Consider the following 15647-nt stretch of genomic DNA (forward strand, 5'->3'; position numbering starts at 1 on the left):
GATGAACTGAAAACGTCGGGACCATTTTGGGAACGGTCTCGACGTTTCAATATTTTATTCTCATTTTAAAAGACAGCAGTCTTAATTTAGGGTAGGACACTCACTTTCACTACCTTAAAGCGCCGCATGGCTTCTCCATCTTCCAGCTGATAACTGACCTGACGCCAGCCTCCGGTAGGATTAGCATTGGTATCACCGGCCTTATACACCGGAAATCGCTGTACCAGGTGCGTCTCCACCACGGTAAATTCATCATGTCCCATATAGCCTTCTTTTAGCTGCTTATTTTCGGCTGTTGGCGGAAAGTAAACCTGACTCATAGATTTATGGTTATTCACCGAAAAGGCTTTTACATCGCCGTAGCTGCCACTGCCATCCGACTGGGTATAAATCAGTAACTCCGGTGAGCCATCAGAATTAAGGTCTTCTACTTCGGCATCGACTATGCGCGACCCTGTAATATCAAAGGTTTCGTCATAGTTTACTTGTTCCAGCCCTGATGTTGAAACACGAAGGGAATGGAAGCCCTCCTCTTTTACCGACGACACATAAAAATTGATTCCCTGCAGCCTCAGCACCCGTGAAAACACTGTTTTATCCATCTGCTCCACATCCAGAGGCTCGCTTAGTTTCTGATAAGTCCCTGCCAGAGTGGCGCCGCCGGAACAGAAAAAGCTAAGAATGCTCGCGTCCTCTTGCGGCCGGGTGGATATATTCACCGACTGAGGCGTAAAGGTATACACGATGGTTTTACCATCATAAACTGAGGTATAGGTGCTATCATTTTCTTTATAGGCCTGGCTGTCGAAGGTACAGGTCGGCTTCTTTTTATCCGCGCGCGATCTGACAGAAACCCAAATGGCATCATCCCCACGAGCTTTTATCTGAACGGCTACCCAATCATATCCCTCGTGTCGTTGTGCATAACCGGCATCAACATAATTGCCCGCCACAGCACCCTGTTCTTTAGCTATACCAATGGGTTTGGAGCTTTTTTCACTCTCTGACACCTTCTTTCTGTGAGAAAAATCACACCCCATAAGTAAGCTTACCACCAATCCAAGCACTAATAATCCTTTCATTATCCTTATTTTTGTATCGAAATTAACCAATCGGGCAGAGCCGTTTTATGATCTTGACCAATGAATTTACAGCATGACACGGCTTTATGTCAAATATTAAAGTAAACAAAAACGCTGCTCAACAACAAAATTCACTCGATGCTTGCGACTAAACAACTGTTTTAGCCACAATCATTAAGGGCCTATAAAACATTCTTTTACCCGGTGTTGTTGTACTAACAATTTCGAATAAAAAACAAATAAAAATAAGAAGATGACATCAAACAGCTTAATGGATCCAATAGGACGACTCATGGGATTACGTTATAAATCGCACCCCTGGCATGGCGTCGATATTGGTGATGAAGCACCTGATACTGTAACAACTTTTATTGAAGTGGTACCAACCGATACCATTAAATATGAAGTTGACAAGGTGAGTGGTTATCTGCGTATCGACCGCCCACAGAAATACTCAAATGTAGTGCCTGCACCTTATGGGTTTATCCCACAAACCTACTGTGGTAAACTAATTGGTAAGTATTGCGCTGAAAAATCAGGTAAAAAGGACATTATTGGTGATGGTGATCCCTTGGATATTTTGGTGTTAACAGAGAAAGATATTCCGCACGGTGATGTGCTGGCACAGGCTATTCCTATTGGTGGTTTCCGAATGCTGGATGGCAATGCAGCCGATGATAAGATTATTTCGGTATTGAAAAACGATGTGGTGTACGGTGCCTATAAGGACATTAACGACATGCCCGAGATGGTAATCAGACGTCTTAAGCACTATTTCTTAACCTACAAGGACATGCCGGGCTTAAGCAATGAATCGGAAATCACCCATGTATATGGTGCCGATGAAGCCAAGGAGGTTATTCGTTTGTCTATTGAAGATTATGAAAACCGCTTTGAGGGCTTACGCAGAGCTCTATCTACCTATTAAACCCTTAACTTAATGGTGTGCTCGGCATCTTTTTGCTCATAGGCCACATTAATTGCTGAAATATCGCATATGCGTTTAACAATAGATAAGCCAATACCTAATGATTGTGGGTGTTGGCTGTTTTTTTTGAAGCGCCCGAACATCTTTTCAGGATCGTAACTCACCACCTGTCCGCTGTTACTTATAACCAGCAGGTTTGGTGCTATGCTAATGCGTATATACCCATTGGGCACGTTATGACGGATGGCATTTTTCAGCAAGTTCTGAATAAGGGTATAGGCCAGCGACACACTCATCACCACCGACAGCGTGGCTTTGGATACCACTTCGACCTTTAAGCCTGCTTCCTGGATAAGCATATCAAAATGCTCCAGCTGCTTACGTACCACTTCATTGAAATTCACTGGCTCAGCATCAGCAAAAACACGGTTATCCAGCTTCGCCAAAAATATTAAAGCCTGGTTGGTTTTCGAAAGCCGGTTGGTTGTCTCAATCAAACCAGCAATTGATTTCACCTGCTCTTCCGTTAGGTTATCGGCCTGAATGAGTTCATCGAGCTTGGCATTGATAATGGCTAAAGGGGTTTGCAGCTCATGGGAGGTATTCTCGGTATACTCCTTAAGCCGCTCGTAATCCTGCTTTATTTTCTGATCCATAGCGTTAAACACCTCGTTGAGCTGCTCAAACTCATCTATGTCGGAGGTCATTAAATCCAACCGGTTATCCTTATTTACATCGAAGGTCCTTAGTTTGTTAATGGTGTCATAAAAAACCGATAAGGAGTATTTGGTTGAAGCCCGGTTCACCAGGTACAGAATCAGAAAGAAAATAACAGGAAAGACCGTGAGCATCAGCGTAAATTTCATCACCATCAAGTCCGAAGGGGCTGTGGACCGAACAACGGTGTACCTGATGGCCAGCTCATCGTTAAGGGGCTTGAGACAGGTTAACTTGCGATAAAAATCATACCTGTCGCCACTCATCACGGGCATTACGGTATCGGTAAAAATACGTTGTTCCTGCTCAATGGACAGGCGCAGGGTATCAATCCTGACATCGGCATAGGTGAGATGGGGATTGTTCTGCCGTTCAACTTTTTGCTGTGCCTCAATCAGTTCATTGTTAAACATTTTACTCACGGCATAGCGAATAAAGTAATAGCCGCCCAAACTACCGATAAAGAAGAAAAAGATACTGGCAGAAATAAAATTAAGTCCGGTTTTTGTGATTAGCTTCATAGGCGCAGTTAAGTAGCATCGGTAAATTTATAACCCACCCCATAAACGTTTTTTATATAATCGCCGCAGCCTGCTTTAATAAGCTTCTTTCGCAGGTTTTTAATGTGTGAATATATCAGGTCATCGGTAAACCCATAATCCATAAAGTCTTTCGACATGTGCTCGCCAATGCCTGTTTTAGTGAGCACCCGGTTCTTATTGGCAATGAAATACACCAGCAGGTCAAACTCTTTTTTGGTTAAATCAAGCGGCTTATCATTTACCTTAACCAGCACCTGATCAGGCACTATTTCCAGCTCATTAAACACAATGCTTTCCTCTCCTTTGAAGTGCACTCTTCTTACCAAGGACTTCAAACGGGCATTCAATTCGGCCATCTGAAAAGGTTTGGTGAGGTAATCATCGGCTCCAAGTTCCAGTCCTTGAATTTTACTCTCCAGACTATCGCGGGCCGACAAGATGATAATTCCGGTTTGCAGGCCTTCTCCTTTTACTTTCTTAACGACCTCCAGTCCATTACCATCGGGAAGGTTTAAATCCAGAATAACAATATCGAACTGGCTATTGACCTGACTAAGCGCTGAAGCCAGATTAGCCACCACCTCGCAGCCATGCCCTTCAGTCAATAAAAACTGACGAATGCTTTGAGCCAATTGGGGTTCATCTTCAACTACTAATATTTTCATGCTGTTGCATCATTCGACCAGCGACACCAGTCTATTGCCAATTAAAAATAATTACAAGGCATACCTAACAATGTTCATCACCATGGATATCATAATCATTGTACAGGCAATTCCAAAATATAGAAAATTCTTTTTAAAAATAAGTCCGGGCGTGTGGTTACTTCTGGCAAACACCCATCCCACATGGCTCATAACCAGTGTGAAAACCATTAATATAAAGTGCTCAACCGCCCAAAAGCGTCCTTTAATCATCTGCTCCTCGTAAATGGCCACCTCACCACTGCCAAACTCGAGCATGTACATTACAAACAAAAAAGTGCCGAGGATAAACTGCAGATACAACAGGAGTGTTGCTAAAAAAGGCAGCTGCACATCCTTTTTACTCAAAGACACGCGTTGCAGCAGCCCTCCAATGGCACGCACCAGAATGATTCCGGTGATAATACCTGCCACAAAACTGGTTACAATATGGGCTATCAGCACCAGCTCCCTCATACGCCCATCTCTCTTGCAATGGTTGTTGCCTGCTTAATGCGGTCGGCCATGCCTATTCCGTCGCGTAAATTCCCGGCGATGATCAGGCCAGGATACTGTTTCTGCACCGTCTCAATGGCCTTAAAACGAGCCTCTGAGCTCACCCCATACTGAGGGATGGCATGACTGTAGCGCTTAATCTTCACCAGTGAAGGCTTAAAGTCAGGCACTTTCATCAAATCTGTAAACTCACGCTCTAACACACTCATCAACTCTTCATCACTAAGGTCGCAAAGCTGTTCATTGCGAACTCCTCCCATAAAAATGGTGAGTAAAGCGCCTCCTTTAGGCGCCCGCCCTTTAAATAATGAAGACATAAACAAAACACCCAGCAGCTGACGCTGTTCCTTGTGGGGTATTAACCCGCCAAAACCATCCAGCGGACGCCCTTCCCAGCTATCAAAACCCAGGGACACTTCAACGACTCTGGCATATTTGAGGTTGGTAAGGTCTTGCATCAGGTCGCCATTGATAAATGGCAGTGTACTTTCTAGTCCGACCGAGCCAAAAGTGGTCACCACTCTTTTTGCCTCTACTTGCTTTTGAAGGCCTTCGTGAGTATAACTCAGCAGATAAGCCCCATTATTGGGAATAATCGTTACCTCAGAAGCACCAAAACTAAAATGGCTTTCACCGGCACTGGTAAGCAACGCACGGGTAAGCCCGCTTAACCCCCCTTCGATGGAGAAAACAGCTCTGTCGGTTCGCTTATCGAGCTCTGTTTTGGGCTCTTTAGCTTTTTTGCGCGCCCCTCCAATGAAGCTGCCGTATTTGTGTTCCAGGTTATAGAGCTTCGGCAATGCGTGGCGGGTGACTAATTGGGCTGGATCGCCTGCATAGATTCCTAAAATAAAGGGGTCAATCGCATAGTCGAGGAAACTGTTCCCCATGCGGCGTTTCACCAGCTCAGCCAATGTTTCATCAGGATCGGTTCCCTTGGCCCTGAAGGGCTCACCAAGAATTCGAAACTTGTCCTTTAAGGTAAATAATGGCGTGGAAACTGCTGATAAAGGACCATGCGGCAGGGCATGCCATTCGCCGTTTTTAAGCACGTAACGAATCTTCACCAAATCATTGCCTTTTTCTACCTTTATGGTCTCTCCCAAATCATCGAATAGTTCGACCACTTCGGGGTGCGAAATAATGCCGGAGTTAGGTCCTGACTCAAAAACAAAACCCTTCTCACGTTGAGTGTTGATCACACCTCCCTCTTTTTCTTCCTTTTCGATCACATGGAAGTTAAGTCCCTTCTTATTTAAATGATGAGCCAGCGTTAAGCCTGTTACGCCGGCTCCCAATATCACGACATCGTATTGTTTATTCATTAACGACACGTTTTAGTGTTTCGATAAACATAGGATGAGCAACAGGTATTTCCACTCTGGAAATATGATTGAGTCGCTCATCGCTTTTATAAATATCGACCAGTTTAATATTTAGGTCGTAAACGGTTTCCAGACACTCAGTAGTAAAGCTAACCGGGATGAGCACTACGTTTTTCTCACCTGCAGCCACTAATTCCTCCAGAAAATCATCAGTATCGGGGCCTACCCATTTAACCGGACCAACGCGCGACTGAAAGGCCACTTCATAACGGCGATTCATTAATCCGGCCAGCCGCTTCGCCATGTGCTTCACAGTATCAGGATACTTATCGCCCCGTTTAACACCATATAATGGAATTGCATGTGCGGTGAATAGCAACAGGGGATCTTCCACCCCTTCTTTGGCAATATGCTCTTCAATAATGGTTTGCCAATACTCCAGAAAAGCCGGGTGTACACTGTAGTCGCATATTTCCCTTATTGCAATGCCATTGAGTTTCTTGGCGGCTTTTCGCACATCAGAAAAAACAGAGGTAGTGGTTGTATCACTTGCTTGCGGATACATAGTCAATACATGCACCTCTTCAATCCCATCGTCCACCATTCGCTTCATCACATCGGCAATAAAGGGTGGTGTATAGGAATAGGCTGTATAAACCGGCAGATTAGCACTCTCGGCGAGCGCTTTCCCTGTGGCTTCGGTGTGCTTAATTATAGGCGTTCCTCCTATGAGCTGATACTTTTCCCAAGACGATGGATGGCGCTTCTTAGCAATCATATTAGCCACAAACTGCCTGATTCCAAAAGGTAAAGGCAGAATATATTTATCGCTAAACATGTTTTTTAAGAACAGACGCATCTCACTGATCGACTGAGGGCCTCCCATATTGACTAGTAATATACCTTTCATATAAACTGTGTACGTTGGTTAATCTTTTTTCCGTAAAGATGAAACACAATATAGTGAGAATGGTTGAAAAATCCGTTCTTCGAAGAGCAATAAAAAAACTCCCTGAACAGGGAGTCTTAAGTATTGTAATTAAACAGTTTTTGAATATTGTCCTTTCCCCTGTTTCAGGGCCGGATCAAAGGCCATTGCAATGTTACGTATCACATAACGCCCCTGGCCTACTACAGTGAAAGCATCATTCTCAATCGTCAGTAAACCATCATCAATAAATGCCTGTACTTTCTCCTCGGCAAACTCAACAGCCGCATACACCTCATCTGTTCCAACAGAAAAGTCGGCCGCTATCTGGCGGAAATCAGCGTAATAATTACACATCAACTCATTAATGACCTGACGAACAATTTGTTCATTCTGATTGAGGCGATAACCACGTACCACAGCACGACCATCTGCCTCCACGCGCTCCATGTACTTTTTGATGGTTTTTTCGTTCTGGCTGTAGGCATTAAACAGCTGACTGATGCTTGAAGTACCAAAGCCATAGACCTGCCCTGTTGTTTCGCGGGTACAGTACCCCTGAAAGTTACGGTGCAGCTTCTTCGCTTCTAAAGCAATTGCAAACTCATCCTCTGGCTTGGCAAAGTGATCCATTCCAATGGCTACATAACCGGCTTCAACAGCCATGTTGTAGGCATCCTCAAGCATGGTTATCTTTTCATCGGGTGTGGGCAGGCCATACTGCTCCAGCATGCGCTGACGGGAAATCACCTGCGGAATGTGTGCATAGGAGAATGTCACTAAACGGTCTGGATCGGCTGCCAATGCTTCTGCCACTGTTTCGCGAAAACTTTCTTGCGATTGGAAAGGTAATCCGTACACCAAATCAATATTAACACCTGAAAAACCCACCTTTTTGAGGTAAGCAATCATTTCGCCAACAGGCACCTTAGCAGGCCGACGGTTAATAGCCGTTAACACTTCCTTTTTAAAGTCCTGAACGCCCAAACTGATACGATTAAAGCCCATATCACGTAACTCATCCACCATGTCGAAATCGAGATAAGCCGGGCTGCATTCCATGGCCATTTCATATTCATCGGCAAAATTAAAATTGGCCTTAATAGTGTCGGTGACCTTACGAATCAATTTGGCTGATATGGCATTAGGTGTGCCGCCACCCCAGTGTACCTGTGTCAGTTTACGATCTTTAGACACATCTTTTGATACCAGTTCAATCTCCTTTATCAGCACATCGATATACTTTTCGATGGTACTTTGCCCCATACCTGTATAGGTGGTACAGCCACAGAAGGTACACAACTGAGGACAAAACGGAATATGTACATACACTGATACATTCTCCGGTGTTTCATCATTTGATAGAATCACACTCTCCTTGTAATTCTCATTCCCATACTCCTCGTGGAAAAATGTGGCAGGCGGATAACTCGTATATCGAGGTCCGGCTATGTTGTATTTTTCCAGCAGATTTCTATCAAATTGTAGTTTCATATTATTCGTATCAAGTAATAAGACATAAGTAATAAAGACTGATGAACAGCTTCAAAAGATAAACAGCATGCAACAAATAGAGTTCAAAGGGCTATCAGCAAACTGCCAATAGCCAAATGCACACTTTACTTTCTTCCCCAGTCAACCGACTTCACCCAATCAATCACAAATTTTACATTCTCCACCGGCAAGTCAGGCAGGATGCCATGCCCCAGGTTAAAAATCCACTTTTGGTTATCACGACCAAAAGGCAGGTAGGTTTCATTCAGCACTTTCTCAATTTCTTGTTGCGGCGCATACAGTAAGCGGGGGTCCAAATTCCCCTGTAAACCTACTTCCGGATCAACAATATCGCGGGCATGTTGAAGACTCATGCGCCAGTCAATGCCCACAAAGTCGGCAACATCCTTATCAATAGCTCTGATACCATTCCCTAAGTCTTTCGGGAAATAGATGGTTGGCACGCCCTTGTCGCGGACTGCGTTTAATATCTTTTTAGAAGCAGGCAAAAACAGCTCCAGATACAGGTCCTCTGGCAATAAACCACCATAAGTTTCGAACAGTTGGAACGACTCCACACCATGGTCGGCTTGTGTCAGCGCATATTCTATGGACACCTCAGCTAATGCATCGATGATTTTCTTACTTGTCTTCCGGTCCTTATACAAAAACTCGGTTGCATTTTTAAAGGTAATGTCACGCACATTATCGCGGAACATGAAGCAGAAAGTGGTTAGTAAACCGCCACAAAACCCAATGAGCGGCTTACCTTCCGGCCGTGTCTCTATGATTTTATCGATGGCTGCGTATACATGATCCAACTTACTCATGTCTTTCTTAAGCTGGCTCACCGGATCGGAAAATGTGTGCAAAGGAGCACCAAACTCAGGTCCGGCATCGGTAAATTTCAGCGCCATGCCTAAGGCTTCGGGCACCACCAAAATATCGGAAAATAAGATTGCCGCATCCACCCCCAAATCATAAATGGGCATCAGGGTTACTTCAGCGGCCAGCTTTGGATCTTCCATCAACTCCGAGAAGGTGTAGTTTTCCTTTAGAGCACGATAATTAGGCAATACGCGCCCAGCCTGACGCATAAACCACACCGGTGGGCGCTCTGTATTTCTTCCGTGTACTGTATCTAGAAAAATATTATTCATAATTAATTAGTGCTTGGTGCGCAGTGCACAGTGCAATATGCCTAAGAGAATACGGGCACAGTGCACCAGGCATCGGGCACTATTATTACTTTATTGCTTCTAAGGCTTTACGGTTCCCTTTAATGAGTTTCTCCAAATCCTTTTCGGTATGTGCCATGGAGATGAATAAGCACTCAAACTGTGACGGCGCAATGTATAAGCCCTGCTGAACAGCCTGCTTGAAATATGCAGCATACCTATCAGTATCAGCCGTCATGGCCTCATCAAAGGATGATACCTGTTTGGCATCGGTAAAGAAAGCCGTCATCATGGAGCCCACGCGATTGAGCACCACATTCACACCCAAATCCTCCGCATTCTGACGCAGCCCTGCCTCCACAAAAGCGGCCTTGCGCTCCAGCTCTTCGTAAGCATTAGGCATTTCATCCAGCTTCTTAAGCGCGGTTAACCCGGCTGCCATCGCCAGTGGATTACCAGATAGTGTTCCTGCCTGATAAACCGGACCAATAGGCGCCAGCATGTCCATTATTTCTTTACGGCCACCATAGGCACCCACCGGCAAACCACCACCAATAATCTTACCCATGGTTGTTAAGTCGGGCATCACATCAAAATACTCCTGTGCACCCCCTTTGGCCAGTCGGAAACCAGTAATAACCTCATCGAAAATAAGCAGGGCCCCGTTGTCGCAAGTAAGCTCACGCAATCCTTGCAGGAAACCTTCGGCAGGTGGCACCACTCCCATATTACCAGCTACTGGCTCAACAATCACAGCCGCAATCTGGTCTTTATGCTTATCAAAGAGTTCTTTTACCGACTCCAGGTTGTTGTAATCAGCTGTTAATGTATCTTTTGCCGTGCTTTTGGTAACACCCGGACTATCGGGTAAACCCAATGTGATGGCTCCTGAACCGGCTTTAATCAAAAAGCTATCTCCATGACCATGGTAACAACCCGCAAACTTAATAATGAGCTCACGCTTGGTGTATCCACGCGCCAGGCGAATAGCGCTCATGGTTGCTTCTGTACCTGAATTCACCATCCGCACCTTTTCAATAGAAGGCACCATCTTAACTATTTGCTGGGCCATCTCGGTCTCAATCAGGGTTGGAGCACCATAACTGGTTCCTTTAGCCGCTGCATTGGCCACCGCCTCAAGTACTTCATCATGCGCATGTCCCAAGATTAGCGGACCCCATGACGCAACAAAGTCGGTGTACTCATTGCCATCAATGTCCCAAACAGTGGTTCCCTTGGCTTTATCAATAAAAATTGGTGCGATACCAACGCTTTTAAAAGCGCGCACCGGTGAGTTAACGCCTCCCGGAATTACTTCCTGTGCTTTCTGAAAGGCATTTTGGCTATTATTATTGTTCATTTCTTTAGATAATAGATTGATAGACATAACAATCAAGAGGATTGACAAAATGTCTAGACAATGTTTTAAAAAACTGTCCTTAGCTTATTATTAGTTCTGTCCGTTTAGGATGTCTGCAGCATCCAGCGCATGATAAGTGATAATGATATCGGCGCCGGCACGCTTGATGGATAGCAACACTTCCATCATCACACGCTTCTCATCAATCCAGTCTTTTTCTCCGGCTGCTTTCACCATACTGAACTCCCCACTCACATTGTATGCTGCTGTTGGCATTTCAAACTCATGCTTGGTGCGATAGATGATATCGAGGTAGCTCAAGGCCGGTTTCACCATCACAATATCCGCTCCCTCTTCAATGTCGGCAGCAATCTCGCGCATGGCTTCATCCGAGTTAGCCGGATTCATCTGATAGGTGCTGCGGTCGCCAAACTGAGGGGCGCTTTCAGCTGCTTCACGGAAAGGTCCGTAGAAACCAGATGCATATTTGGCAGCATAAGACATGATTGGAATCTTTTCGTAACCAGCTAAATCCAATGATTCACGGATACGTAATACGCGGCCATCCATCATATCGCTTGGTGCAATTACATCAGCACCTGCTTCCGCCAATGACACAGACTGGTCGGCGAGTGTTTTCAGAGTGCTGTCGTTATCCACATCGTTATCGATAATAGTCCCACAATGCCCGTGAGTGGTGTACTCGCAATTGCACACGTCTGCAATAATCAGGATGTCATCAACCTCGGCTTTAATGGCACGAATGGCTTTTTGCACAATGCCATCTCTTTGGCAAGCCACATGGCCATGCTCATCTTTATGCTCAGGAATACCAAAAAGCAAAACACTTTTCACGCCCTTAGATACGGCCCGCTTGCATTCCTCAACCAGCACATCAACCGACATCTGGTAGTTGCCCGGCATAGAGCTAATGGGGTTTTTAACGCCTGTTCCCGGACAAACAAAAAGGGGATAAACTAAATCTTCAACACGTAAATGTGTTTCGGTCACCATGTGGCGAACTATCTTATTGTATCTTAATCGTCTTAATCGGGTATCGGGAAATGCCATATTTCAATTGTTTTATATTACAAATATTCAGGTTTAAATCGATGTTTCATTTCTTGCCATAAGCCTTCATAGGTCGACATGGGAGCTGTAATTTCTGGGGTAACATTCAGCTTTTTCATGGCCTTGGTGGTAGCAGGACCAATAGATGCAAAACCGACCTCGCTATGAAGCAGAGAGCTGTATAAGCCCATAAACCCATTAAAACAAGAAGGGCTTGTACACACCACCATTAATGGCTTTTTAGAACGTAATAACTCGATGGTTGTTTCGTTTTGCTGGTCGGCAATAATGGTGCGATACAGGTTATAACGCTTATAATCACACACATTTCTGAGGCCATCCTCCAGGGTGTTTTCGGCCAATTCACCGAGCAAAGCCAGCCACTTCTCACCTGGCCGTATATGCGCTTGCTGCAGTTCTTTCACCAAGTCAGTAGCCGTTCGTCCACTGGAAACCCACCAAGGCTTCACTCCGTGGCTCTCCAGTACCTGAGCGGTTTTTTTGCCAATACATATAAAGCTTTTATCCAACACGTCGGCCGGCGTCATCTGCTCAAAGAAATATTCAACGGCTCTTTTACTGGTGAATATTATGCGACGACTCTGATAGATATCCTGTCGACACTCTTCTGTCATTTTAACCGGAGTGGTGTCAATCATCGGATCGCACACTACCTCAACTCCTTCGCTCACTAAACCTTTGTACAACAAGTCTTCATTTCCCATGGGATGGGTTAATATTACGGCATATTGTCGCGAAGTTGGGTTCATATTACTGGTTGTTTAAAGTTCGTACTTTCTCCAATATTTCAAGGCCCCCATCTTTAGCAATTTGCTGAGCCAGTTGGCGACCAATGGCTTCGGCGTCACTCGCTTTTCCGCTCAACTCAGCACGAAGTTCTTTGGTGCCGTCGGGCATTGCAACCAAGCCCAATAGATGCAACTCATCGCCTTCGATGCGCGCATAGGCGCCAATAGGAATCTGACAGCCACCTTCCAACTCATTAAGGAAGCTACGCTCAGCCGTAATCTGCTGATAGCTGGTCTGACAGTGCAGTTCTTTCACCAGTGATTCAATGCGTTCATCGTCCTCTCGTATTTCAACCGCAATTGCTCCTTGTCCACAGGCCGATACAAAATACTCAGGTTCGAACAGATCCGAAATTACATCGTCATATCCTAAACGAAGAAGACCGGCACCAGCCATCACCATGGCATCGCAATGCCCGTCATGCATCTTTTTCAGGCGTGTCTCAACATTACCTCGTATGTCAACCACCTTAACTTTAGGATTAATGCGGTGAACCTGCGCCATGCGTCGTAAACTAGAGGTAGCCACTTTGTGCTCTTCAGTCATCTCCTCCAGTGAAAGGCCATTTTTACATACCCATGCGTCTCTGTTTTCAGCCCGCGTTAGAATGGCACCTAATTTGGCTCCTGCCGGAAAAATAGTGGGCATGTCTTTTAGACTATGCACACACATATCTACCTCATTATTAAATAGAGAATGCTCCAGCTCTTTGGTAAATAAGCCTTTATCGCCAATTTTAGAGAGAGCAACGTCAAGGATAATATCGCCTTTGGTGGAAATAATAACTATTTCGAAAGTTTTTTCAGGAAAGGCTTCTTCCAGTTTTGATTTAACCAAATTAGCCTGGTATAAGGCTAATTTACTACCTCGTGTTCCAATTCGAACAATGGATGTATTCATACGCTTTAGGGATTCTGCGGTAAAAAAATACAGATGACAAAAACATCTGTATTCTATAATATCTATGAGTTAAAGTTAAAAAATTCTTCGAGTATTTTTACCTTTTCTGAATCGCGACCTTCATTGGTCACCATCTTCATTTGCTTTATAAGCATCCGGGTTAATTTAGCACTGAGGTGCTCGCCATACTCGTTTATTTTTTGTGATGCCTCATCGTCATCTTTAACTTTCTTATAATTTTTTGCTTCCAGGGAATGCACGCCTTTGAATGTCGAAGTAATAGCACAGATTGTGGAGCTCATCCGGCGGATGTTTAACCAGTCATCAAACTCGGCCAACACCTCTTCGATGATCGCTTCAGCCTCCTGAAGCTTGCCTTTACGTTTCTCAAAATTAGCCTTCACCACGTCTTCCATATGATCCAGATCATAGACTGTTACTCCTTCTATCGATCCTGCATCGGCATCAACGTTACGAGGGCTGCACAAATCAAGCACCAACAGCGGCTTATGGTCTCTACGCTGCATGATGTCCGCCAACACTTCTTTCGTCAGCAAGGTGCGTGACGACCCGGTGGCGTAAGTTACTACATCCACCGCTAATAACTGCTCTATATGAGCTTCGAATGGGAAGGCCACCCCCTGAACCCGATCAGCCAGTTGCTCAGCCTTTCCAAGCGTACGGTTGGTTACCCAATTGTTAACACATCCTTTCTTTGACAGGTTCAGTGCCACAATGGTTCCTGTTTCGCCGGCTCCAACAGTTAGGGCTTTAACATTCGGAAAAGCATTCAACTTTTTCCCAACCAGCTCAACAGCTGCCGAACTAACAGATACCGCTCCTTTATTCAGGGCTGTTTTTGTTCGCACCAATTTACCTGCTTCGAACGCTTTGTGTACCATGCGCGTTAATTCGGGACCTACCATGGCAGTATTATCAACCCACGAAAAGGCTTCTTTCAACTGAGAAACAATCTGGTATTCACCCAGTATCAAAGAATCAAGACCGGTAGCCACCCTGAATAGATGACGGGCACAATCGAGCCCCGCATGTGTATACAGGTACTTTTTGATACTTTCATTCTTTTTGAAATAAGAGATGTATGCATCGGTTACTTTCTCCATAAAAGCGGTTGCATCGGTCATCTGTGATGAATTGGCTTCGAAGTACAACTCTGTTCTGTTACAGGTACTCAATGCCATAATACCATCTACCTCACACTTATGATTCAGGTATTCATACAGACCCGTTACTTCCTCGCGGGTAATTACCAATTGCTCACGTATCTCGAGTAGTGCAGTTTGGTGACTTATTCCAATTAGACCAACCATAGTTTCGATTCAGAATTACTAGTTCATTAGTTATCTAAAGCCATTCGTCGAGCTTATGAATCAAAAATAAAAACGAAATCTGTAGCAAATCTGAAGAACTTGCCAAATCAGGTGCAATAAAACTTTTTTAGAATGATTTTAGATAAAAAATGTTAAAATCAGGCCGTTTGTTCATCCAATCGCCACCTGGCTTAAACAATTACAAGCTAGGCCAGCTATAGATTTCAGGAAATTAGGACCTACAACAAATCGCCCGACGCTTTTATGATGCGGACGAAGCCATCCACCCCTAAAACATCGCCATCGGCAATAACGTTTGCCTGCTGGTAATAAGCTTCTCTTTCGGCCAGTTTTTCTTGAATATAAGTCACTAATTCCTCGCCAGATTTTCCGGCCACTAAGGGCCTTACCTGTTTGGCACCCATGAGTCGTTCGGCTAAAGTTTTAACGGGAAGTTTAATATAAATCGTAAGGCCCGAACGATTCATCACCGCCATATTATCGAAGTAACAAGGCGTGCCTCCACCGGTTGCAATAATTACCTGCTCAAGGCCAGTAACCTCTGAGAGCAAGGCCTGCTCGGCTTTACGAAAGGCCTGCTCGCCTTGCTCTGCAAAATATTGTTTGATTGTGGTTTGATAACGACTTTCAAAGTAATCATCCAGATCGAGAAAATCCCAGCCCAGCTCAGATTTCAGCCTCTTTCCCAGGGTCGATTTACCACTCCCCATAAAGCCAATCAGAAAAATGCGTTTAATGACCATCTCTATCCGGTTTATTAC

Annotated in this window: 15 protein-coding genes; 1 reads left to right on the forward strand and 14 read right to left on the reverse strand. The window is 44.7% G+C overall.

Features of this window, described 5'->3' with window-relative positions; all coding sequences use genetic code 11:
- Positions 1-86: 86 nt before the first annotated feature.
- Positions 87-1082, reverse strand: coding sequence for a PliI family lysozyme inhibitor of I-type lysozyme (locus ACSX1H_RS01340; protein WP_439181728.1), 996 nt, complete (start codon positions 1080-1082; stop codon positions 87-89).
- A gap of 253 nt (positions 1083-1335) precedes the next feature.
- Between ACSX1H_RS01340 and ACSX1H_RS01345 the strand changes: the two genes are divergently transcribed.
- Positions 1336-2010, forward strand: coding sequence for an inorganic pyrophosphatase (locus tag ACSX1H_RS01345; RefSeq protein ID WP_439181729.1), 675 nt, complete (start codon positions 1336-1338; stop codon positions 2008-2010).
- Here the strand turns inward: ACSX1H_RS01345 and ACSX1H_RS01350 are convergent.
- The 13 genes from ACSX1H_RS01350 to ACSX1H_RS01410 all read right to left on the reverse strand — a co-directional run bounded on the left by ACSX1H_RS01350 (position 2007) and on the right by ACSX1H_RS01410 (position 15629).
- The gene (locus tag ACSX1H_RS01350; RefSeq protein WP_439181730.1) at positions 2007-3248 is read right to left on the reverse strand and encodes a sensor histidine kinase; all 1242 of its coding nucleotides are present in this window, start codon (positions 3246-3248) and stop codon (positions 2007-2009) included. The two genes, ACSX1H_RS01345 and ACSX1H_RS01350, sit on opposite strands and share 4 nt — an antisense overlap.
- An 8-nt stretch (positions 3249-3256) precedes the next feature.
- The gene (locus tag ACSX1H_RS01355) at positions 3257-3934 is read right to left on the reverse strand and encodes a response regulator transcription factor (RefSeq protein ID WP_439181731.1); all 678 of its coding nucleotides are present in this window, start codon (positions 3932-3934) and stop codon (positions 3257-3259) included.
- 51 nt (positions 3935-3985) lie between these two features.
- Positions 3986-4429 (reverse strand): hypothetical protein, encoded by a 444-nt coding sequence (locus tag ACSX1H_RS01360; RefSeq protein WP_439181732.1) that lies wholly within the window; start codon positions 4427-4429, stop codon positions 3986-3988.
- Positions 4426-5793 (reverse strand): protoporphyrinogen oxidase, encoded by a 1368-nt coding sequence (gene hemG / locus ACSX1H_RS01365; protein ID WP_439181733.1) that lies wholly within the window; start codon positions 5791-5793, stop codon positions 4426-4428. The genes ACSX1H_RS01360 and hemG overlap by 4 nt, the downstream gene beginning before the upstream one ends.
- Positions 5786-6703: a ferrochelatase gene (gene hemH / locus ACSX1H_RS01370; protein ID WP_439181734.1), complete on the reverse strand. Its 918-nt coding sequence runs from the start codon at positions 6701-6703 to the stop codon at positions 5786-5788. The genes hemG and hemH overlap by 8 nt, the downstream gene beginning before the upstream one ends.
- Positions 6704-6832: 129 nt before the next feature.
- Complete coding sequence (gene hemN / locus ACSX1H_RS01375; protein WP_439181735.1) at positions 6833-8215, reverse strand: oxygen-independent coproporphyrinogen III oxidase; 1383 nt, start codon at positions 8213-8215, stop codon at positions 6833-6835.
- A 125-nt stretch (positions 8216-8340) separates the two neighbouring features.
- Complete coding sequence (gene hemE / locus ACSX1H_RS01380) at positions 8341-9375, reverse strand: uroporphyrinogen decarboxylase (RefSeq protein ID WP_439181736.1); 1035 nt, start codon at positions 9373-9375, stop codon at positions 8341-8343.
- Between the two features lie 85 nt (positions 9376-9460).
- Positions 9461-10753, reverse strand: a complete 1293-nt coding sequence (gene hemL / locus ACSX1H_RS01385) for a glutamate-1-semialdehyde 2,1-aminomutase (protein ID WP_439181737.1) — start codon at positions 10751-10753, stop codon at positions 9461-9463.
- 90 nt (positions 10754-10843) lie between these two features.
- On the reverse strand, positions 10844-11824 hold the full coding sequence (gene hemB, locus ACSX1H_RS01390; protein WP_439181738.1) for a porphobilinogen synthase: 981 nt from the start codon (positions 11822-11824) through the stop codon (positions 10844-10846).
- Between the two features lie 17 nt (positions 11825-11841).
- Positions 11842-12594 (reverse strand): uroporphyrinogen-III synthase, encoded by a 753-nt coding sequence (locus ACSX1H_RS01395; protein WP_439181739.1) that lies wholly within the window; start codon positions 12592-12594, stop codon positions 11842-11844.
- A gap of 1 nt (position 12595) precedes the next feature.
- Positions 12596-13534 carry a hydroxymethylbilane synthase gene (gene hemC / locus ACSX1H_RS01400; RefSeq protein WP_439181740.1) on the reverse strand — a complete coding sequence of 313 codons (939 nt, stop codon included), beginning with the start codon at positions 13532-13534 and terminating at the stop codon, positions 12596-12598.
- A gap of 62 nt (positions 13535-13596) precedes the next feature.
- Complete coding sequence (gene hemA / locus ACSX1H_RS01405; RefSeq protein WP_439181741.1) at positions 13597-14865, reverse strand: glutamyl-tRNA reductase; 1269 nt, start codon at positions 14863-14865, stop codon at positions 13597-13599.
- A gap of 239 nt (positions 14866-15104) precedes the next feature.
- Complete coding sequence (locus ACSX1H_RS01410; RefSeq protein WP_439181742.1) at positions 15105-15629, reverse strand: shikimate kinase; 525 nt, start codon at positions 15627-15629, stop codon at positions 15105-15107.
- Positions 15630-15647: the final 18 nt, after the last annotated feature.

The sequence above is a fragment of the Carboxylicivirga taeanensis genome, from assembly GCF_051851475.1.
Taxonomy (GTDB): domain Bacteria; phylum Bacteroidota; class Bacteroidia; order Bacteroidales; family Marinilabiliaceae; genus Carboxylicivirga; species Carboxylicivirga taeanensis.

Bases quoted from the DNA above. Each gene is read 5' to 3' on its own strand.
- ACSX1H_RS01340 (WP_439181728.1), bottom strand. From the start codon at position 1,082: ATGAAAGGATTATTAGTGCTTGGATTGGTGGTAAGCTTACTTATGGGG.
- ACSX1H_RS01345 (WP_439181729.1), top strand. From the start codon at position 1,336: ATGACATCAAACAGCTTAATGGATCCAATAGGACGACTCATGGGATTA.
- ACSX1H_RS01350 (WP_439181730.1), bottom strand. From the start codon at position 3,248: ATGAAGCTAATCACAAAAACCGGACTTAATTTTATTTCTGCCAGTATC.
- ACSX1H_RS01355 (WP_439181731.1), bottom strand. From the start codon at position 3,934: ATGAAAATATTAGTAGTTGAAGATGAACCCCAATTGGCTCAAAGCATT.
- ACSX1H_RS01360 (WP_439181732.1), bottom strand. From the start codon at position 4,429: ATGAGGGAGCTGGTGCTGATAGCCCATATTGTAACCAGTTTTGTGGCA.
- hemG (WP_439181733.1), bottom strand. From the start codon at position 5,793: ATGAATAAACAATACGATGTCGTGATATTGGGAGCCGGCGTAACAGGC.
- hemH (WP_439181734.1), bottom strand. From the start codon at position 6,703: ATGAAAGGTATATTACTAGTCAATATGGGAGGCCCTCAGTCGATCAGT.
- hemN (WP_439181735.1), bottom strand. From the start codon at position 8,215: ATGAAACTACAATTTGATAGAAATCTGCTGGAAAAATACAACATAGCC.
- hemE (WP_439181736.1), bottom strand. From the start codon at position 9,375: ATGAATAATATTTTTCTAGATACAGTACACGGAAGAAATACAGAGCGC.
- hemL (WP_439181737.1), bottom strand. From the start codon at position 10,753: ATGAACAATAATAATAGCCAAAATGCCTTTCAGAAAGCACAGGAAGTA.
- hemB (WP_439181738.1), bottom strand. From the start codon at position 11,824: ATGGCATTTCCCGATACCCGATTAAGACGATTAAGATACAATAAGATA.
- ACSX1H_RS01395 (WP_439181739.1), bottom strand. From the start codon at position 12,594: ATGAACCCAACTTCGCGACAATATGCCGTAATATTAACCCATCCCATG.
- hemC (WP_439181740.1), bottom strand. From the start codon at position 13,534: ATGAATACATCCATTGTTCGAATTGGAACACGAGGTAGTAAATTAGCC.
- hemA (WP_439181741.1), bottom strand. From the start codon at position 14,865: ATGGTTGGTCTAATTGGAATAAGTCACCAAACTGCACTACTCGAGATA.
- ACSX1H_RS01410 (WP_439181742.1), bottom strand. From the start codon at position 15,629: ATGGTCATTAAACGCATTTTTCTGATTGGCTTTATGGGGAGTGGTAAA.